At 64.2% G+C, this 18,109-nt stretch carries 17 protein-coding genes and 1 pseudogene; 13 read left to right on the top strand and 5 right to left on the bottom strand.

Going from position 1 to position 18,109, the window contains the following annotated elements; all coding sequences use genetic code 11:
• Together J0L98_RS17970 and J0L98_RS17965 are read right to left on the bottom strand one after the other, a co-directional pair.
• Positions 1-781: GTPase domain-containing protein (locus J0L98_RS17970; RefSeq protein ID WP_296413257.1), on the bottom strand; the 781-nt coding region annotated here is incomplete at its 3' end.
• On the bottom strand, positions 778-2,238 hold the full coding sequence (locus J0L98_RS17965; RefSeq protein WP_296413256.1) for a DUF2868 domain-containing protein: 1,461 nt from the start codon (positions 2,236-2,238) through the stop codon (positions 778-780). The genes J0L98_RS17970 and J0L98_RS17965, both read right to left, overlap by 4 nt.
• A gap of 282 nt (positions 2,239-2,520) precedes the next feature.
• On the opposite strand from J0L98_RS17965, the gene J0L98_RS17960 reads away from it, so the two are divergent.
• From J0L98_RS17960 to J0L98_RS17930, 7 genes are all read left to right on the top strand, one after another.
• Positions 2,521-2,784 (top strand): phenol hydroxylase subunit, encoded by a 264-nt coding sequence (locus J0L98_RS17960; RefSeq protein WP_296413255.1) that lies wholly within the window; start codon positions 2,521-2,523, stop codon positions 2,782-2,784.
• A gap of 58 nt (positions 2,785-2,842) precedes the next feature.
• Positions 2,843-3,841 (top strand): aromatic/alkene monooxygenase hydroxylase subunit beta, encoded by a 999-nt coding sequence (locus J0L98_RS17955; RefSeq protein WP_296413254.1) that lies wholly within the window; start codon positions 2,843-2,845, stop codon positions 3,839-3,841.
• A 12-nt stretch (positions 3,842-3,853) separates the two neighbouring features.
• Positions 3,854-4,123: an MmoB/DmpM family protein gene (locus tag J0L98_RS17950; protein WP_296413253.1), complete on the top strand. Its 270-nt coding sequence runs from the start codon at positions 3,854-3,856 to the stop codon at positions 4,121-4,123.
• A gap of 21 nt (positions 4,124-4,144) precedes the next feature.
• Positions 4,145-5,698, top strand: coding sequence for an aromatic/alkene/methane monooxygenase hydroxylase/oxygenase subunit alpha (locus J0L98_RS17945; RefSeq protein ID WP_296413251.1), 1,554 nt, complete (start codon positions 4,145-4,147; stop codon positions 5,696-5,698).
• Between the two features lie 66 nt (positions 5,699-5,764).
• Positions 5,765-6,124, top strand: a complete 360-nt coding sequence (locus J0L98_RS17940) for a phenol hydroxylase subunit P4 (protein WP_296413249.1) — start codon at positions 5,765-5,767, stop codon at positions 6,122-6,124.
• 2 nt (positions 6,125-6,126) lie between these two features.
• Positions 6,127-7,182 (top strand): phenol 2-monooxygenase domain-containing protein, encoded by a 1,056-nt coding sequence (locus J0L98_RS17935; protein WP_296413247.1) that lies wholly within the window; start codon positions 6,127-6,129, stop codon positions 7,180-7,182.
• Between the two features lie 187 nt (positions 7,183-7,369).
• Complete coding sequence (locus tag J0L98_RS17930; protein WP_296413244.1) at positions 7,370-8,299, top strand: catechol 2,3-dioxygenase; 930 nt, start codon at positions 7,370-7,372, stop codon at positions 8,297-8,299.
• A 30-nt stretch (positions 8,300-8,329) separates the two neighbouring features.
• Here J0L98_RS17930 and J0L98_RS17925 read toward each other — a convergent pair whose 3' ends face one another.
• The 3 genes from J0L98_RS17925 to J0L98_RS17915 all read right to left on the bottom strand — a co-directional run bounded on the left by J0L98_RS17925 (position 8,330) and on the right by J0L98_RS17915 (position 13,364).
• Positions 8,330-11,338 (bottom strand): EAL domain-containing protein, encoded by a 3,009-nt coding sequence (locus J0L98_RS17925; RefSeq protein WP_296413243.1) that lies wholly within the window; start codon positions 11,336-11,338, stop codon positions 8,330-8,332.
• Complete coding sequence (locus J0L98_RS17920; protein ID WP_296413242.1) at positions 11,335-12,510, bottom strand: FIST N-terminal domain-containing protein; 1,176 nt, start codon at positions 12,508-12,510, stop codon at positions 11,335-11,337. Before J0L98_RS17920 ends, J0L98_RS17925 begins: the two co-directional genes overlap by 4 nt.
• A 143-nt stretch (positions 12,511-12,653) precedes the next feature.
• Positions 12,654-13,364, bottom strand: coding sequence for an FCD domain-containing protein (locus tag J0L98_RS17915; RefSeq protein WP_296413259.1), 711 nt, complete (start codon positions 13,362-13,364; stop codon positions 12,654-12,656).
• A gap of 171 nt (positions 13,365-13,535) precedes the next feature.
• Here J0L98_RS17915 and J0L98_RS17910 point away from each other — a divergent pair, with 171 nt between their 5' ends.
• The 6 genes and pseudogenes from J0L98_RS17910 to J0L98_RS17885 form a co-directional block, all read left to right on the top strand.
• Complete coding sequence (locus tag J0L98_RS17910) at positions 13,536-13,988, top strand: heme-binding protein (RefSeq protein WP_296413240.1); 453 nt, start codon at positions 13,536-13,538, stop codon at positions 13,986-13,988.
• Between the two features lie 37 nt (positions 13,989-14,025).
• Positions 14,026-15,486, top strand: coding sequence for a 2-hydroxymuconic semialdehyde dehydrogenase (locus tag J0L98_RS17905; RefSeq protein WP_296413239.1), 1,461 nt, complete (start codon positions 14,026-14,028; stop codon positions 15,484-15,486).
• Entirely contained in the window at positions 15,486-16,346 is an 861-nt protein-coding gene (locus J0L98_RS17900) for an alpha/beta hydrolase (protein ID WP_296413238.1), read from the top strand. The genes J0L98_RS17905 and J0L98_RS17900 overlap by 1 nt, the downstream gene beginning before the upstream one ends.
• Before the next feature lie 9 nt (positions 16,347-16,355).
• Positions 16,356-17,138 carry a 2-oxopent-4-enoate hydratase gene (gene dmpE, locus J0L98_RS17895; RefSeq protein WP_296413237.1) on the top strand — a complete coding sequence of 261 codons (783 nt, stop codon included), beginning with the start codon at positions 16,356-16,358 and terminating at the stop codon, positions 17,136-17,138.
• A gap of 7 nt (positions 17,139-17,145) precedes the next feature.
• Complete coding sequence (locus J0L98_RS17890; protein WP_296413236.1) at positions 17,146-17,940, top strand: SDR family oxidoreductase; 795 nt, start codon at positions 17,146-17,148, stop codon at positions 17,938-17,940.
• Positions 17,941-17,970: 30 nt separating this feature from the next.
• A pseudogene (locus tag J0L98_RS17885) lies at positions 17,971-18,109 on the top strand (acetaldehyde dehydrogenase (acetylating)); the annotation flags it as partial.

The following is an 18,109-nucleotide window of genomic DNA, read 5'->3' as shown; positions in this document are numbered from 1 at the left end:
GAAGGGTGCTGCCGAGGCCGGCCTCGGGCAGGGCTTCGCTGTCGCTGGCGGCCCGGTTGAGGAAGTCGGCCAGGCTGGCCATGGCGGCGTGGAAGGTGTCCAGGCGGCGCTGGCGCCAGGCCCCGGCGAGCTGAGCGAAGGCGGGCTGGCTGGCCTCGGGCAGGCAGGGGGCGACGGCGTCGAAGAGGGCGAACTCCTGCACCCAGCAGCGCGCAAAGGCATCCAGGGGCAGGATCTGGCGCACGAAGGGGTAGGGCGTCAGGTGGCGGCGCCACAGGGCTTCGTCGGCGGCATCCTGGTCGCCGGGGCGGGGTTCGCCGAGCTGGTTGAGCAGGACCAGCACCGGTTTGCCGATCCAGGCCAGGATCTCCATTTCGGGGGCCACATAGCCGGCCTCGCCGGGCTTCTCTGAAGCATTGACCAGGTAGAGCACCACGTCGGCCTGTTCGCGCACGTTGCGGATGGCCTGCTGGCTGGACCAAAAGGGGCGGTCGCGCCAGCGGTCCCACACCTCGGAGAGCAGCCATCCCACCGGGTTGCCCTGCAGGCGGAGGCGCTTGATGAGGCGGGCGCTGTCGCCAAAACCCGGTGTATCCCACAGATTGAGCACATGGCCGTCGGCGCTTTCGATCATGCGGTGGCATTCGGCCAGGGCGGTGACGTGGGCTTCGTCGCGGATCTCCCCCACGTCGCGGCCGATGAGGCTGCGGGCCAGGGTGGTCTTGCCGGTGTTGGTGTGGGAGACGAGGCTGAGCTGGATCGTGGTGGGCTGAAGGGTCACCGGGCGGCTTCCTTGCGGGCGGAGAGGTCGATGAGTCGGGTGAGGCTGTCGGCCACGCCGGCGGGGGCCGCATCGAGATTGACGAAGGCCGGTTCGATGGCGTGCTTCTCGAACAGGCGCGTCCACGTGCGGCGGCGCTCTTCCAGACGCTCGGGCTGGCCGGCAAAGCGGGCAAGGAAGCTGCCTTCGTCCACCAGGGCGGCCAGGGGCGTGCCCGGGGGCAGGGTGGCGGCGAGGGCGGTGAGGAAGCTGCCGTGGTTCTCGTCCTCGGGGGTGGCGGCCAGACTGAACAGGGCCACGGCGAGGGTTGTGCCCTCGCCGGGCGCCGCGCTGGCCGGCAGGGTGTCTTCCTCGCCGAAGGCGACGGGCGGGCTCAGGCGCAGGGTGGCGCGTGGGCCGAAGGCGCTGACGATGGCCTCCTTGAGCTGCAGGGCGGTGGCCGGGGAGAGTTCGTAGCTGTAGGGCACCAGGTGCAGGTGGGCACCCTGGCCGGTGTAGCTGCGCTGCAGGCCCTGGAAGTAGCTGTCCGTCAGGGGCAGGGGAAAGTGCCGCTCCAGGTGCCGGGCGGCAAAGCCGCTGAGCAGGGCCAGTATGGCCCGGGGCAGCACCACGGTCAGGACCAGGGTGGCGGCAAAAAGGTGGATCCACGGTGCGGCGTTCTCGCCCGGGTTGTCGGGGAGGCGCAGGGTCTCCAGGTGGGCAGCGTCGGGGATGGGCAGGCCGGTGAGGGACGAGGCCGGGCCGAGGAGCAGGCTGAGGGCCTGGTGCACCTGGCTGGCGTCGAGAAAGGTGCTTTCCCACCCGGCCTGGAAGTGCAGTACCAGCCCGCGAATGTAGAGGGCGGCGATGGCGCCCAGGGCAAAGGCCATGGCGCCAAGGTGCAGCACCCGCCCTACCCGGCGGGCTGTGAGCGGGGCTGAAACCCGTGCCCACTCGGCGCGGAAACGGGTGCCGGGCGTGCCCTGGCCATCGGGGATACCCTCGTGGAGCGCGCCACCCAGGCGTGCCACCGCACGCCGCAGCAAGCCCTTTCCCGGTCTTTTGCTGCGGAAGGGGTCGGTGATCCCGTGCACCAGGATGCCCAGATACACCAGCAGGTTCCAGACGATCAGCCCGAGCAGGGGGAAGGCCAGCAGATTCACGTAGCGGGTCGGGCCCACGGCATCCATCAGCACGCCCAGGGCGAAGGACAGGGCCACCAGCACACTGCCCACCCAGGGCCGCCAGTTGCGCCTGCTCGCCAGACGCTTGAAGGCCTTGACCCGATCACCCAGCCTTTCCACTGCGAGCTGGCCACGGCGGGCAAGGAAACGGTCGGCGTCGGCGCCTTCGCCCACCACTTCGGCTGCGGCCCGGCTGGCCCAGGCGGCGTCGGCGGCAGTCCAGGTGGCGTCGGATGGTGCGGCGGTCTCAAAGGCACGGACCAGGGTGACATGGCGGGCGGCGGTTTCGTTCATGCGCTTGTCTTCGGGCGGGCACGGGCCTGCAAGTGTACTCCCGCACCACTGCACGGGCCTACCGGCTCGCGGGCGCATTGAAATCCAGGGCGGTCACGGGGAGGGCTTGACCAGATCATCAAGCTGCATCGCAGCATTTGATCAATTGATGAACTCATAAAATCCCCTGCTTGGAAAAATCTCGAGAAAAGTTTCATTTCTCTCTTTCGAATCAGCGGTTTGTGAATACGGGCACGGCCCTTGTATAGGAGTTGGACACTTCCACAGCCCAGCGAGAAAAAGATGATCGATCCGACAAGCCCGCCGCCCGTGGATGTGAGTCGCAAGTACGTGCGTCTGGTGGAGCGGCGCCCCGACGGACTGGTGGAGTTCGAGTTCTCGATCTCCGACCCGGCCCTGTTCGTGGAGATGCTGCTCCCGGCGGCCGCTTACGAGGAGTTCTGCCTGACCAACCGGGTGATCCTGCTGGAAGGGGAGCGCCCTGCCGAGGGCGACGACGATTTCAACTGGAGCCTCCGCGAGGCCACTCATCAACGTTTCCGGTGAGCGGGCGCACCGCGCCCGGCACCCGCAGCACAGCACAACAACACAGGAGGAGAGACACATGCAGATCGACCTGCGCACGGTATCCATCAAGCCCCTGCGGCAGACCTTCGACCACATTGCCCGGCGTATCGGTCCGGACAAGGCGGCGACGCGCTACCAGGAGGGCACGCTGGATGTCCAGGCCACCCACAACTTCCACTACCGCCCCACCTGGGATCCGGACCACGAGATCTTCGATGCATCCCGCAGCGCCATCCGCATGGTGGACTGGTACGCCTTCAAGGATCCGCGTCAGTTCTACTACGGCGCCTACACCCTGGCCCGCGCCAAGCAGCAGGAGACTGCCGAATCCAACTTCGACTTCGTTGAAGGCCGCGGCCTAGCCGACAGCCTGCCGGACGCGTTGAAGGACACCGTGCTGAAGCTCCTGCTCCCCCTGCGCCACGTGGCCTGGGGCGGCAACATGAACGGCGCCTTCATCACCGCTTACGGCTACGGCACGGCGCTGACCCAGCCTTGCCTGTATCACTCCATGGACCAGTTGGGCATTGCCCAGTACCTCACCCGGGTAGGCCTGCTGCTGGGCGACGATCCGTCCGTGCTGGATGAAGCCAAGAAGAGCTGGATGGAAGGGGAGGCCTGGCAGGGGCTGCGCCGCTACGTGGAAGACAGCTTCGTCTTGAAGGACCCGCTGGAGCTCTTCGTGGCCCAGATGGTGGCCCTCGACGGCCTGCTCTACCCGCTGGTGTACGAAACCATTGTCGATGACGTGCTCGCCTCCCAGGGGGGCACTCCCATCGCCATGCTCACCCAGTTCATGACCGACTGGTACAGCGAGACCCGCAAGTGGGTGGATGCCACGGTCAAGACGGCCGCCGCCGAGTCGCCGGAGAACAAGGCACTACTCGAAAAGTGGATCACCCACTGGCGCGACCGTGCCGCCTCCGCGCTGATGCCCGTGGCGCAACTGGCACTGGGCAACCAGGCCGATTCCCTCACCAGCGAAGTGGTGAGCCAGTTCAACGCCCGCCTGGCCAAGGCCGGCGTCACCCTCTGAGAAGGAAACCCGATGTCCAAGGTATTCATTGCCCTGCAAACCAACGACGACACCCGCTCGATCATCCAGGCCATCCTGGCCGACAACCCCCACGCCATCGCCAACGAGCAGCCGGCCATGGTGAAGATCGATGCGGAGGGTTCCCTGGTGGTGCGCCGCTCGAGCATCGAGGACCTGATCGGCCGTGATTTCGACCTGCAGGAACTGCACATCAACCTGATTTCCCTCACCGGCCACGTCGACGAGACCGACGACGAACTGACCCTGAGCTGGAACACCTGATCGCGCCAAGGAGACACGACAATGGACATGAAAGTCAGCAAGAAGAAGCTGGGCCTCAAGGAAAAGTACCAGCACATGACCCGCGGCCTGGGCTGGGAGACCACCTATCAGTCGATGGACGAGGTCTTCCCCTACGCCAAGTACGAAGGCATCAAGATCCATGACTGGGACAAGTGGGAGGATCCGTTCCGCCTGACCATGGACGCGTACTGGAAGTATCAGGCCGAGAAGGAGCGCAAGCTCTACGCCATCATCGACGCCTACGCCCAGAACAACGGCCACCTGTCGGTGACGGACGCCCGCTACATCAACGCGGTGAAACTCTTCCTCAACGGCATCAGCCCGCTCGAGTACATGGCCCACCGGGGCTTTGCCCACGCCGGCCGGCAGTTCCCCGGCGTCGGCCCGCGGGTGGCCTGCCTGATGCAGTCCCTGGACGAGATCCGCCACGCCCAGACGCAGATCCATTCCCTGTCCAACTACAACAAGTACTACAACGGTTTCCACGAGTATCGCCACATGCTCGAGCGCGTCTGGTACCTGTCGGTGCCACGCTCCTTCTTCGACGACGCCATCACCGCCGGCCCCTTCGAGTTCATGGTGGCCATCGGTTTCAGCTTCGAGTACGTGCTGACCAACCTGCTGTTCGTGCCCTTCGTTTCGGGGGCAGCCTACAACGGCGACATGGGCACCATGACCTTCGGCTTCTCGGCCCAATCCGACGAGGCCCGTCACATGACCCTGGGTCTGGAGGTGATCAAGTTCATCCTGGAACAGGATCCGGACAACCTGCCCATCGTGCAGCAGTGGATCGACAAGTGGACCTGGCGTGGCTACCGCGTGCTGACCCTGGTCGGCATGATGATGGACTACATGCTGCCCAAGCGCATCATGAGCTGGAAGGAGGCCTGGGAGGTCTACTTCGAGGAGAACGGTGGCGCCCTGTTCAAGGACCTGGCCCGCTACGGCATCCGCCCGCCCAAGTGGCTCGACCAGATCGAGCAGGACAAGGATCACATCTCCCACCAGGCCTGGGCGACCTTCTACAACTACGCCGCCGCGTGCAACTTCCACACCTGGATTCCCACCGACGACGAGATGGACTGGCTGTCCCAGAAATACCCCAACAGCTTCGACAAGTACTACCGGCCGCGCCTTGAGTACTGGCGCGAGGAGGCCAAGAAGGGCAATCGCTTCTACAACAAGACGCTGCCCATGCTGTGTCAGACCTGCCAGATCCCGATGATCTTCACCGAGCCCGGCGACCCGACCCAGATCTGCTACCGGGAGGTGGACTACAAGGGCAACAAGTACCACTTCTGTTCCGACGGCTGCAAAGAGATCTTCGAGCACGAGCCCGAGAAGTACATCCAGTCCTGGCTGCCGGTGCACCAGATCTATCAGGGCAATTGCTTCAACGAGGGGGTTGACCCCACCGCCGAGGGCTTCGACCCGCTGGCTGCGGTGCTCGACTACTACCACCTCAACTTTGGTCGCGACAACCTGGACTTCGAGGGCTCGGAAGACCAGAAGAACTTCGACGCCTGGCGCGGCATGGCCACGAAGAACACCTGATCGTTTCGATGGGGCGGCCGGCCTGGCCGGCTGCCCGTTAAGACAAGAAAGAACAAGGAGACAACCATGGGCGTTGCTGCCATCAAGGAATATGCGTTCGAGTCCGCCGACCGGCTCGAAAATTTTCACGGCAATCAGCTACTTTACATCGGGTGGGACAAGCACCTGATGTTCTGTGCCCCCTTCTGCCTGCCCTTGCCGCCGGCCATGCGTCTCGGTGACATCATCGAAAAGGTGTTGCCGGGCGTCTTCGGCTACCACCCGGACTTTGCCCGGATCGACTGGAGCAAGGTCGAATGGCTCAAGTCCGGGCAGCCATGGCGGGCAGATTTCGACAAGACCCTGGCCGAACTTGGCCTCAAGCACAAGGACGTGCTGCGCTTCCAGACGCCGGATCTGAATGGCATCAAGGGTTCGGCGAGCTGAGCATGTCCTACGAACTGACCATCGAACCCCTTGGCCAGACCATTGAGGTCGAGGAGGGCCAGACCATCCTCGACGCCTCCCTGCGCGCCGGCATCTGGCTGCCCCACGCCTGCTGCCACGGCCTGTGCGCCACCTGCAAGGTGCAGGTGGTGGACGGGGATGTGGACCACGGCGAGGCTTCCAGCTTTGCGCTGATGGACTTCGAGCGCACCGAAGGCAAGACCCTGGCCTGCTGTGCGCGGCTGGAGTCCGACGTGACCATTGAAGCGGAGATCGATGAGGAGCCCGATGCCGAGTCGATCCCGGTGAAGGATTTCCCCGGCACCGTTACCCGCATCGAGATACTCACTCCGACTATCAAGGGCATTTTCATCACCCTGGACGAGGCGATCCACTTTCAGGCCGGCCAGTACATCAACCTGGAGATTCCCGGTCTGGGCATCAGCCGCGCCTTCTCCCTGGCCAATGCGCCAGGGGGCGGACGCGAGGTGGAGCTGAACGTGCGCATCGTGCCGGGCGGCGTCGGGACGGGCTATCTACATGAAACGCTCTCCGTTGGCGACCGGCTGAGCTTTTCCGGCCCCTACGGGCGGTTCTTCGTGCGGAAATCGGCAAAGGTGCCGCTGATCTTCATGGCAGGGGGCTCCGGCCTGTCCAGCCCGCGCAGCATGATCCTCGATCTGCTCGGGGAGGGCTTTGATCTGCCCATCACCCTGGTGTACGGGCAGCGTAGCCGGGCTGAACTCTATTATCACGACGAGTTTCTGGCCCTGGCCGAACGTCACCCCAACTTCCGCTACGTGCCGGCCCTGTCGGACGAAGCGGCGGACTCGGACTGGCAAGGCTTCCGCGGCTATGTGCACGATGCGGCAAAGGCCCATTTTGACAACGATTTCCGTGGTCACAAGGCCTACCTGTGCGGCCCTCCCATGATGATCGACGCCTGTATTTCAACGCTGATGCAGGGGCGTTTGTTCGAGAACGATATCTATACGGAAAAGTTCTTTTCGGCTGCCGATGCCCAGCAGGTGCGGAGCCCGCTGTTCAAGCGGGTATAGGCAGGCCCGCCATCGGGGGAGTGCCCCTGCGGCACGCCTAGATGACGCGTCGGCTTCAGGATAGAAAGTAAAAATCTCGAGAAAAGTTTGACTTATCGAGAAGGCTGTTTAACATAGGTACTAGCACTCGCCGTCAGGGGTACGACCGGGCGAGGCGGACATCCGACAATAAAGAGGAGACAAGAACATGGCAGTTACTGGTGTAATGCGGCCCGGCCACATGCAGCTACGTGTGCTGGACCTGGAAGAAGGTGTCAATCACTACAAGAATGTCCTCGGCCTGCTGGAAACCGGCCGTGATGCCCAGGGCCGGGTGTACTTCAAGGCCTGGGACGAGCGTGACCACAACAGCCTGATCCTGCGCGAAGCTGACTCGGCCGGCATGGATTTCTTTGCCTTCAAGGTCGCCGACAAGGCCACCCTCGAAAAGCTTGATGCCGACCTGAAGGCCTACGGCGTGAGCACCGAGCGCATTCCGGCGGGTGAGCTCCTTGAAACCGGCGAGCGCGTACGCTTCATGATCCCCTCGGGCCACGCCATCGAGCTCTATGCCGAAAAGACCGACGTGGGCAATGGCATGGCCTACGTCAACCCGGATCCCTGGACCCCCGACGCCGAGCGCGGCATTGCCCCGGTACGCCTGGACCATGCCCTACTGTACGGCCCGGACATCGAGAAGGTGCAGAAGCTGTTCGAGGACGTGCTCGGCTTCTACCTGGTGGAGCGGGTACTGATGGAAGACGGCAAGACCGATCTGGCCATCTGGCTGTCCTGCTCCCACAAGGCCCATGACGTTGCCCTGGTGCGTCACCCGGAGCCGGGCAAGCTGCACCACGTGTCCTTCCTGCTGGACACCTGGGAGAAGGTGCTGCGTGCCGCCGACATCATGTCCATGAACAAGGTGTCCATCGACATCGGCCCGACCCGCCATGGTGTGACCCGCGGCACCACCATCTACGCCTTCGATCCGTCGGGCAACCGCTTCGAGACCTTCTGCGGCGGCTACCAGCCCTATCCGGACTACGCGCCCATCACCTGGACCTGGGAAGAGGTGGGGACCGGCGTGTTCTACCACGACCGCAAACTCAACGAGCGTTTCCTGACCGTGGTGTCCTGAAGGGCCTTGCGGGCCGGTCGCCTGGCACAGTCAGTGTGTTGGCATCCGGTCCGTCAGCATGTCCAGCAGGGCTGCTGCCTCGACGGGCCGGCTGAGCAGGAAGCCTTGGGCTTCGTGGCAGCCGATGCCCTTGAGGTAGTCCAGCTGGGCCTGGGTTTCCACCCCTTCGGCGATGACCCGGAGTTTCAGCGACTGGCCCATCCTCACGATGGCATCTGCGATCGCGCGGTCTTCCTCGTCGTCGGTGATGTCCTGCACGAAAGAGCGATCCACCTTGAGCTTGCTCACCTGGAATCGCTTCAGATAGGCCAGGCTCGAATAGCCGGTGCCGAAATCATCGATGGCCACCGAGATTCCCAGGGCGCGCACGCTGGCGATCAGTTCGATGAAGCGCGCCGCGTCGGTCATCAGCGTGGACTCGGTCAGTTCCAGCTCAATGCAGGAGGGCATGGCACCGGTGTCACGCAGCACCGCGGCCAGGGTGCTTCCAAAATCATCCTTGTGGATCTGCACGGCCGACACATTGACGGCAATGCGCAGCGGGCGACCCGCGTCGCTGAGGGCCCGCGCCATGCGGCAGGATTCGTGCAGCGCCCATTCGCCCATGGGCACGATCAGGCCGGTTTCTTCCGCAAGGGGGATGAACTGCCCCGGGCTGATCTCGCCTGCATGGTGTGAACGCCAGCGCATCAGGGATTCCACCCCGATCATGCGGCCATCGTTGAGGGCGAATTGGGGTTGGTATACGAGGCGCAGTTCACCGGCCGACAAGGCATGGCGCAAGTGGGTGGTGAGGGCCAGGCGATCTGCCGAGTCCTTGTTCATGCGTGCGTCAAAGAAGCTGAAGGAGCCCCTTCCCAGACCCTTGGCGTGATACATCGCCATATCGGCCTTCTTCATCAGCGTGTCGAAATCGGTTCCGTCCACCGGGGCCACGGCAATCCCCAAGGTGCCGGTCGACGTGAGCGCCTGACCGTTGAGTTCGAAGGGCGCTTCGAGTGCACGGCAGATCTTCTCGGCGATGTCGGCGAAGAAGCGGATGGACTCGTTGCCTTCGACCAGAATGATGAATTCGTCACCTCCCAGGCGGCTGATGGTGTCGCTCTTGCGCAGACAACTGGCAAGGCGGCGGGTCGCTGCGATCAGCAGCTCGTCACCGATGCCATGGCCGAGGGTGTCGTTGATGCGCTTGAAGTGGTCCAGGTCGAGGAAGTACATGGCCAGGGCGCGGTGCCCGCGGCTGACCCTTTGATACATCTGTTCGAACCGATCACGCAGCAGAATCCGGTTGGGAAGTCCGGTCAGGGCATCGTGGTGGGCCAGATACTGGATTTTCTCCTCGGCGGCCTTGCGCACGCTGATGTCGCTGAAGGCTGCCACGTAGTGGGCCACCTGCCGGTCCGGCTGGCGCACCACGCGGATGGTGAGCCACTTGGGGTAGAGGCGGCCACTCTTGTGGCGGTCGATGATCTCGCCTTCCCAGCGGTCCTCCTGCTCAAGGGTTTCCCACATTGCCTGGTAGAACGCCGCTTCGTGCTGACCGGACTTGAGCATGGCCGGTGTCTGGCCGACGGCTTCGGCGGCGGAGTAGCCCGTGATGGTGGTAAAGGCCGTATTGATGCTCTCGATACGATTGTTGCTATCGGTAACCATCAGGGCTTCGTTGCTATGGTTGAAAACGAGCTGGGCGAGTTCTAGCTGGGCCTGCTGTTCCCGTTGGGGGGTGATATCGGTGAACACCCAGATCGAGCCGGCGAGCGGTTCGCTGGCGTCCAGGGGGCGGCCCGACAGGCGAATCCACAAGGGGCTGCCGTCCTTGCGCACCATGCGGGTGTCGCCTTCGCTGTAGCCGCAGCGGGCCAGCTCGCTGTAGATCCGTCCCCCCACGCTGAGGTACTCCTCTCGGCTGGGGTAGAGGATTTCGGTGAGCTGGCCGATCATCTCGGCAGGGGAGTCGTAGCCAAAGATCTCGGCCATGCGCGTGTTCACATCGACCATCTTGCGGTCGTCAGCCAGGATGATCCCCACGTGGGCGTTGTCAAAGATCGCCCTTTGCTGGCCCAGCAGATGGCGGATACGTTCTTCGCCTGCCTTGAGGGAGGTGATGTCACTGGCGCTGATCACAAAACCGCCATCGGGCATCGGGAAGCGCGCCAGCTCCAGGACCAGCCCTGCAGGCTGGGCTTCCTCGAAGCGACTGATGCGGGCCAGGGGGCCTAACTGCGGAGGGCTCAGGCGCGCCATGGTCGGGCTCACCTTGAGCAGGGCATCCAGTGGGGTCCCCGCCTGGGCCAGATCCAGAGGCAATGCCAGCAGTTCGAAATAGCGAAGGTTCCAGGCCACCAGCAGGTAGTCCGCATCGAACACGGCAATACCATGGTCGATGGTGTCGAGGGTGGATTGCAACAAGCGCGACTTGTGGGCCAGCTCGCGCTGGCGCAGGCGGGCCTCTTCCGCCTTGAGGTCGGTGACGTCCGAATAGATGCCCACCAGACAGCCGTCTGCCATGCGGTGTTCGCGTATCTGCAGGGCCTGACCGGAAGGCAGTTGCATCTCGCAGCGCCCGTCTTGTCCGCGTTCCGCGATCAAGGTGGGGAGAAGGGTCCTGCCGGCGGCAGAGTCGTGGCTGGCGGTTTCGGCCAGTACGTTACCCAGTGGACGGCTTCCCGCATTGCTGGCAAGGCGGTCGAGCTGACGGAAGGCCTCGTTGCATAAGAGCAGCCGATCTTCAGGATCAAACAGCGCGAATCCGTCGGAGATGTTGTCCACGGCTGTTTCGAGCTGCAGACGTGCGGCGGTTGCGCGTGCCGAAACCTCACCGAGCGCCTCGAGGGCCGCAGTCAGTTCTTCAGTGCGTTGACGGATCTGCTCTTCGAGCACCGCGGTCGTCTGCAGCAGACCGTAGTCGCGCCCCTGATCGTTGAGGCTGCGCTCCACCTGATAGACCAGGGCATCAATGATCTTGTCGCGGCGGAGAACCTCTTCCTGCAGACCTTTGAGGTCGTGGCTGTCGCAGCGGATTTCACCCAGTACGCTCATGGTGCTGTAACTCGTCCGCCAAATGCGATTCCGGTGAATGTCTGGTTGATATGCATTCCCCGATACTGTTCTCCAAAGGTATTGAAGCCGATCACCCGGCTCGTGGCCATCCGCGCCCCGACAGTGTCGACAATGTTCAAGGCGCGGCATTCGAGCAGACGCAAGATGCAGTCGCAGCCAAGGATCAATTCCACTTCACCCACCGCCTCCGTTGCATTCGCCAGGGTGGTCTCCAGATTGGCCACGATGTCCTCGCCGCGAGCCATACGGAAGACGATACCCCGGTCAATCGCGCAGAAGAAACTCAGGCTGCCGTCCGGGTTGACGCGCTGTATGGAGCGCACAAAATCGGAATTGCCGATGCGCACCACCACCGGATGGGCCGCAAAGACATCCGGGCTCAGGGTAGAGGGGTCGATGCCCAAAGCGCGGGCGTATTCCGGGGCGGCAGGGCACCCATTGATCTCTGTCACGATGCGCTTTTCAGGCACCGCGTCGGTAACAACAAGGCGTGTCTCGGTGGGGCTGAAGTGCTGAGTCTTGAACAGCGAGAAAGCGCGCTCCGTCGAGGCCATCAGCAATACCGCGGCATCGCGCACCAGGCGTCCCCTGAAGATCACCCGGGTGTCGATGAAGCTGAGCTCATCTCCGGCCGAGCCTCCCGTGAGTGGAATCCCGCCCAACCCGTCGTGGAAGGCGCGGGCCACGCACTCCTCCCGCGACGAAAGACCGTCAACCAGCATGAAAGCAAAGCAGCGTTGATTTTCGAGGCCACCCAGGCGAGCCTGTAGCTTGCTGCGCAAGGCCTGGGCAAAAAGAGCCATGCTCTTTGCGTCCGTGTTCGTCAGGTCTTCCAGAAGGCCGATCTCGAAGTCGATCTCGCCCGGGGCGAAACAGGCACCGATGAGGCTTCCGTCCTGATAACCATCAGGGCCGATCTCGCCAGCCGTGGTGCAACCTACCAGGGGGGTGTCGCCAAAGGCGGCGTGCAGGCTGGCCGCGAGGGCTTCGGGGGCATAGCGACTTGATGCGAAGACGATGGACAAACCACCCTCGACGGGCATCAACGCTGCGGCCAGCTCACGGGAAGCCTCCTGTGGATCGAGGCTCCGGCTCGAGCCGATACGGATGCCCGATGCCGCCCTGCCGTCTCCGACCAAGTGGACACTCATTGTTGTTCGTTCTCCTCCGGGCATCGCCGTCCGCAGGTCGGGTACCCAGCGCGAGTGTCGAAGCCTCCAAGTTCTAACGGAGGCGCGATTCTATAACTTTAGACCTATCTTTGATCTGCTTTGCCGGCGGCGGGCCTGGAGTGTCAATTGATGAAGTCGGCCGGTAGCTGGCGCACTGCCTCAAGGGTTCGCAGGATGTGCTCGGAGAGGATTCGGCTGGCTTCCGCACTGTTGCGGGCGAGGGCGGCATCGACGATGGCCTGGTGTTCGGCGTGAACGTCCCGGGGGATGGGCTGGCGGAACAGGGACAGCCGGCGGTAGCGCTCGGATTGGTGGTAAAGGATGTTCTGAAAGTGACGGATCCAGCGTGAGGGGCAGGCGCCGATGAGCGCCTCGTGGAAGGCACGGTTGCGCATCTCCCATTCCTCCCGGCTGGCCTTCGACCCGTCGCCAAGCTTGTCCTCGGCACGGGAAAGCATGTGGAAGGCGGCGACCACACTCGCTTCCCAGGCGTCGTCACCCAATTCGATGGACTGCTGCAGGGCTGAAGTCTCGAGGAGCACGCGGGTTCGGGTGATGTCGGCAAAGTCGTCCAGGGACATGGGGGCGACGCGAAAGCCGCGCTGACCCTGGGCAACCACGAGGGCATCGGTCACAAGTAGCTGCAAGGCTTCACGCAGTGTCCCTGCGCCCACCTCGTACTGATCCTTGAGGTGCTCGACGCGCAGCTTGTCCCCAGGACGATGGACGCCCTCAATGATGTCCCGACGCAATTGGCGGTAAGCCGTCTCCGCAAGGGTCTTGGGTTCGTCGCTGTCACTGACGAGATCCGGGGCATTGGCCAGATCGTTCATGGTGTGGGTTCCACTGTCTTGTTCTTGGTCCACGGGTGTGGATGGGATCACCCGGATTCTAGCCCAAGGGGCTTATTCCGAGCATAGACAAAAATCTCGAGAAAAGTTATTGACGTCGAGATAAGAAGTAAATATCGTAGCATCTACAAAATATATAAGTGGGTGAGAGACATGAGCGACAAGACGATTTCTCCGGTGACGCCGGTGGCCGTGACCCAGCAGGTCATCTCGGCTGCGGCCGTCAGTGTCGCCCTTGAGGCTGCCGTTGCCCGCGCTGAAAGCATCGGTGTCCGCATCAACGTGGCGGTGGCTGACAGTGGTGGCAACCTGGCCGGCTTTCTGCGGATGCCTGGCGCCTTTCTCCAATCCATCGACATTGCCATCGACAAGGCCTACACCGCCGCTGGTTTCGGTTTCTCCACGAAGGACTGGATGAAGCTGGTGGGGCACGACGAAGGCATGAAACTCGGCTTCTCGGCCCGTCCCCGGCTGGTGGTGTTCGGTGGCGGTCTGCCAATCCGGGCAGGGGGCGCGCTCATCGGCGGCATCGGCGTGTCCGGCGCGTCGGAAGCCCAGGACGAGGAATGTGCGCGGGCGGCGCTGGATGCCATCGGCGCCGAATGAATCAGGCAGCTCTTCACACCGGAAGGAAGAACACGAGATGAAACGGATCAAGAACTTCATCAACGGCGAGTTCATCGAGGCGGCCGGCGGGCGCCTGTTCGACAAGCGTTCGCCCCTCGACAACCAGATCATCGCCCAGGTCAGCGAAGCGGGCCGCCCCGAAGTGGAGGCCGCCGTGGCAGCGGGCCGCGCCGCCCTGGAAGGGGAGTGGGGGCGTATCACCGTGGCCGATCGCGTGGAACTGCTCTACGGGGTCGCCAACGAGATCAACCGGCGTTTCGAGGATTTTCTTGCCGCCGAGGTGGCGGACACCGGCAAGCCGCGCAGCCTGGCCAGTCATCTGGATATTCCCCGAGGCGCGGCCAACTTCAAGATCTTTGCCGACGTGGTGAAGAACGTACCCAGTGAGTTCTTCGAGATGGCTACCCCCGACGGGCGCGGCGCCATCAACTACGCGGTGCGTCGCCCGGTGGGCGTGGTCGGCGTGGTGTGCCCGTGGAACCTGCCCCTCTTGCTGATGACCTGGAAGGTCGGCCCGGCCCTGGCCTGTGGCAACGTGGTGGTGGTCAAGCCTTCCGAGGAGACGCCCCAGACTGCCACCCTGCTGGGCGAGGTGATGAACACCGTGGGCATCCCCAGGGGCGTGTACAACGTGGTGCATGGCTTCGGGCCGGATTCTGCCGGCGAGTTCCTGACCCGCCACCCGGGCGTCAATGCCATCACCTTCACCGGCGAGACCCGCACCGGCGCAGCCATCATGAAGGCCGCCGCCGAGGGCGCCCGTCCGGTGTCCCTGGAAATGGGTGGCAAGAACCCGGCCATCATCTTTGCCGATGCCGACCTGGATGCGGCCATCGAAGGCACCTTGCGTTCGTGTTTTGCCAACTGCGGCCAGGTGTGCCTGGGTACCGAGCGGGTGTATGTGGAGCGCCCCCTGTTCGAGGCCTTCGTGGCTCGGCTGAAGAAGGGGGCGGAAGGGCTGGTCATCGGCCACCCCGACAAGGCCGACACCGGCCTCGGCCCGCTGATTTCGAAGGAGCACCAGGAGAAGGTGCTGGGCTACTACCGCAAGGCGGTGGAGGAGGGCGCCACGGTGGTGACCGGTGGCGGGGTGCCCGACATGCCCGCTGAGCTCAAGGACGGCGCCTGGGTGCAGCCCACCATCTGGACCGGCCTGGGTGATGAAGCAGCCATCGCCCGGGAGGAGATCTTCGGACCCTGCACCCTGGTGATGCCCTTCGACAGCGAGGAAGAGGTGGTGCGCCGGGCCAACAACACCCACTACGGTCTCGCCGCATCGGTGTGGACCAAGGACGTGACCCGCGCCCACCGCGTCGCCGGCCGCCTTGAGGTGGGCCTGGTGTGGGTCAACTCCTGGTTCCTGCGCGACCTGCGCACCCCCTTCGGTGGCGCCAAGCAGTCGGGCATCGGCCGTGAGGGCGGCGTGCATTCCCTCGAGTTCTACACCGAGCTCAAGAACATCTGCGTGAAGCTGTGATGAGCGCCATCGCGACTACCCCGGAGATCGGCCGCAGCGTGCTGGCGGCCGGCCGCCAGACCAATATCCATGACCTGGGCAGCGGTGCGCCGGTGCTGCTGATCCACGGCTCCGGGCCGGGCGTGACGGCTTGGGCCAACTGGCGCCTGGTGATGCCGGCGCTGGCCCAATCGTGCCGGGTGATCGCCCCGGACATGGCAGGCTTCGGCTACACCGAGCGTCTGCCCGGTGATGTCCACTCCGTGGAGGGCTGGGTTGCCCATGCCATCGGTGTGCTCGACGCCCTGGGCATCGAGCGGACCGACCTGGTGGGCAACTCCTTCGGCGGCGCCATCGCCCTGGCCCTGGCCATCCGTCATCCGGAGAGGGTGCGACGTCTGGTGCTGATGGGCAGCGTTGGCGTGCCCTTCGAGATCACCCCGGCGCTGGATGCGGTGTGGGGTTATCAACCCTCCATTGAGACCATGCGCGGCCTGCTCGACCTGTTCGCCTTTGACCGCAGCCTGGTCAATGACGAGCTGGCCCGCCTGCGTTACGAAGCCAGCATCCGGCCCGGCTTCCAGGAATCCTTCGGCACCATGTTCCCGGCCCCGCGGCAGCGCTGGGTGGATGCCATGGTCAGCGCCGAGGCCGATATCCGGGCGCTGCCCAACCACACCCTGGTGATCCACGGCCGGGACGACAAGGTCATCCCCCTGCAGACCTCCCTGACCCTGGCCAGCTGGATCCCCCGGTCCCAGCTCCATGTTTTCGGGCAGTGCGGCCACTGGACGCAGATAGAACATGCTGGCCGCTTTGCCCGCCTGGTGGGCGACTTCCTTGCCGAAGCCACCGCCGACGAACCCCAACCGCTTTCCTGAGAGACCGCCATGGACAAGGCCCTGATCACCCACCTCGGCGATGAGCTTTACGAAGCCCTCGTCAAGCGCGAAACCGTTACGCCCCTGAGCGAGCGCCACCCCGACATCACCATCGAGGACGCCTACCAGATCCAGCAGCAGATGATTGCCCGCCGGCTGGCCGCCGGTGAACGGGTGGTGGGCAAGAAGATCGGTGTGACCTCGAAGGTGGTGATGAACATGCTCAACGTGCATCAGCCCGACTTCGGCTGGCTGCTGGATGGCATGGTGTACAACGAAGGCGAGGCCATCCCCGCCAGCACCCTGATTCAGCCCAAGGCCGAAGGCGAGATCGCCTTCCTGATGAAGAAGGACCTGATGGGGCCCGGCCTCACCGCCGCCGACATCCTGGCCGCCACCGAAGGGGTGATGGCCTGTTTCGAGATCGTGGACAGCCGCATCAAGGACTGGAAGATCAAGATCCAGGACACCGTCGCCGACAACGCCTCCTGCGGCGTGCTGGTGCTCGGCGACCGCATCGTCGATCCGCGCAAGGTGGATCTGGCCACCTGCGGCATGGTGCTGGAGAAGAACGGCGAGATCGTCGGTACCGGCTCGGGCGCCGCCGCCCTCGGCCACCCCTGCAATGCCATGGCCTGGCTGGCCAATACCCTGGGCCGCCTCGGTATCGGGCTCAAGGCCGGCGACATCGTGCTGTCCGGCTCCCTGGCGGCGCTGATCCCGGTGACCGCGGGCGACAGCCTGCGTGTCAGCATCGGCGGCATCGGCGGCTGTTCCGTCCGTTTTAGCTGAGGTCGCCATGGATCTCCAGCTCACCGGCAAACGCGCCCTCGTCACCGGCTCCACCGCAGGTATCGGCTTTGCCATCGCCTGCGCCCTTGCAGCCGAAGGCGCCCACGTCACCCTCAACGGTCGCAGCCGCTCCGGCGTGTCCGCTGCCGTGGTGCGACTGATCGAAGCCGTGCCCGGCGCCCGCGTCGATGGCGTGGCTGCCGACCTGTCCTCCGCGGCCGGCTGCGAGGCCCTCACCGCCACCTGCGGCGACGTGGACATCCTGGTCAATAACTTGGGCATCTTCGATCCGCGGCCCTTCGAAGAGATCCAGGACATCGAGTGGTTCAACTTCTTCGAGACCAACGTGATGAGCGGCGTGCGCCTTTCTCGCCACTACCTGCCGGCCATGAAGGCCCGGGATTGGGGACGCATCGTCTTCATCTCCAGCGAGTCGGGCATCTGCCCGCCGGCCGAGATGGTGCATTACGGCATGAGCAAATCGGCCCAGCTGTCGGTGGCCCGGGGCATGGCGGAGACCTGCGTCGGCTCCGGCGTCACCGTCAATTCGGTGCTCCCCGGCCCGACCCGCACGGAAGGCGTCGGCACCTTCTTCTCGCGCCTGGCGCAAGAGCAGGGCGTGTCCCTGGAGCAGGCCGAGCAGGATTTCTTCGCCCATGCCCGCCCGACCTCGCTGCTCAAGCGCTTCATCGAACCTGCTGAGGTGGCCAGCCTGGTTGCCTACGTCTGCAGCCCTCTTGCATCTGCCACCCACGGCGCGGCCCTGAAGGTCGAGGGCGGTGTGGTGCGCAGCCTGATTTAACCTTTCGCGACCCGACAAGGAACAACAGCGATGACCAACAAGATCAAATGCGCCCTGATCGGCCCGGGCAACATCGGCACCGACCTGCTGGCCAAGCTGCAGCGTAGCCCGGTGCTGGAGCCGGTGTGGATGGTGGGCATCGACCCCGACTCCGACGGCCTCAAGCGTG

The organism is Zoogloea sp. (assembly GCF_017302315.1).
In the GTDB taxonomy this organism is placed as follows: domain Bacteria; phylum Pseudomonadota; class Gammaproteobacteria; order Burkholderiales; family Rhodocyclaceae; genus Zoogloea.
The sequence above is the reverse complement of the archived record's forward strand: the minus strand, read 5'-3'. Positions and strand labels throughout refer to the sequence as shown.

Coding starts and splice junctions, on each gene's coding strand:
- J0L98_RS17960 (WP_296413255.1), top strand. CDS start 2,521: ATGATCGATCCGACAAGCCCGCCGCCCGTGGATGTGAGTCGCAAGTAC.
- J0L98_RS17915 (WP_296413259.1), bottom strand. CDS start 13,364: ATGAACGATCTGGCCAATGCCCCGGATCTCGTCAGTGACAGCGACGAA.
- J0L98_RS17925 (WP_296413243.1), bottom strand. CDS start 11,338: ATGAGCGTACTGGGTGAAATCCGCTGCGACAGCCACGACCTCAAAGGT.
- J0L98_RS17935 (WP_296413247.1), top strand. CDS start 6,127: ATGTCCTACGAACTGACCATCGAACCCCTTGGCCAGACCATTGAGGTC.
- J0L98_RS17930 (WP_296413244.1), top strand. CDS start 7,370: ATGGCAGTTACTGGTGTAATGCGGCCCGGCCACATGCAGCTACGTGTG.
- J0L98_RS17890 (WP_296413236.1), top strand. CDS start 17,146: ATGGATCTCCAGCTCACCGGCAAACGCGCCCTCGTCACCGGCTCCACC.
- J0L98_RS17940 (WP_296413249.1), top strand. CDS start 5,765: ATGGGCGTTGCTGCCATCAAGGAATATGCGTTCGAGTCCGCCGACCGG.
- J0L98_RS17945 (WP_296413251.1), top strand. CDS start 4,145: ATGGACATGAAAGTCAGCAAGAAGAAGCTGGGCCTCAAGGAAAAGTAC.
- J0L98_RS17965 (WP_296413256.1), bottom strand. CDS start 2,238: ATGAACGAAACCGCCGCCCGCCATGTCACCCTGGTCCGTGCCTTTGAG.
- J0L98_RS17955 (WP_296413254.1), top strand. CDS start 2,843: ATGCAGATCGACCTGCGCACGGTATCCATCAAGCCCCTGCGGCAGACC.
- J0L98_RS17920 (WP_296413242.1), bottom strand. CDS start 12,510: ATGAGTGTCCACTTGGTCGGAGACGGCAGGGCGGCATCGGGCATCCGT.
- J0L98_RS17910 (WP_296413240.1), top strand. CDS start 13,536: ATGAGCGACAAGACGATTTCTCCGGTGACGCCGGTGGCCGTGACCCAG.
- J0L98_RS17900 (WP_296413238.1), top strand. CDS start 15,486: ATGAGCGCCATCGCGACTACCCCGGAGATCGGCCGCAGCGTGCTGGCG.
- dmpE (WP_296413237.1), top strand. CDS start 16,356: ATGGACAAGGCCCTGATCACCCACCTCGGCGATGAGCTTTACGAAGCC.
- J0L98_RS17905 (WP_296413239.1), top strand. CDS start 14,026: ATGAAACGGATCAAGAACTTCATCAACGGCGAGTTCATCGAGGCGGCC.
- J0L98_RS17950 (WP_296413253.1), top strand. CDS start 3,854: ATGTCCAAGGTATTCATTGCCCTGCAAACCAACGACGACACCCGCTCG.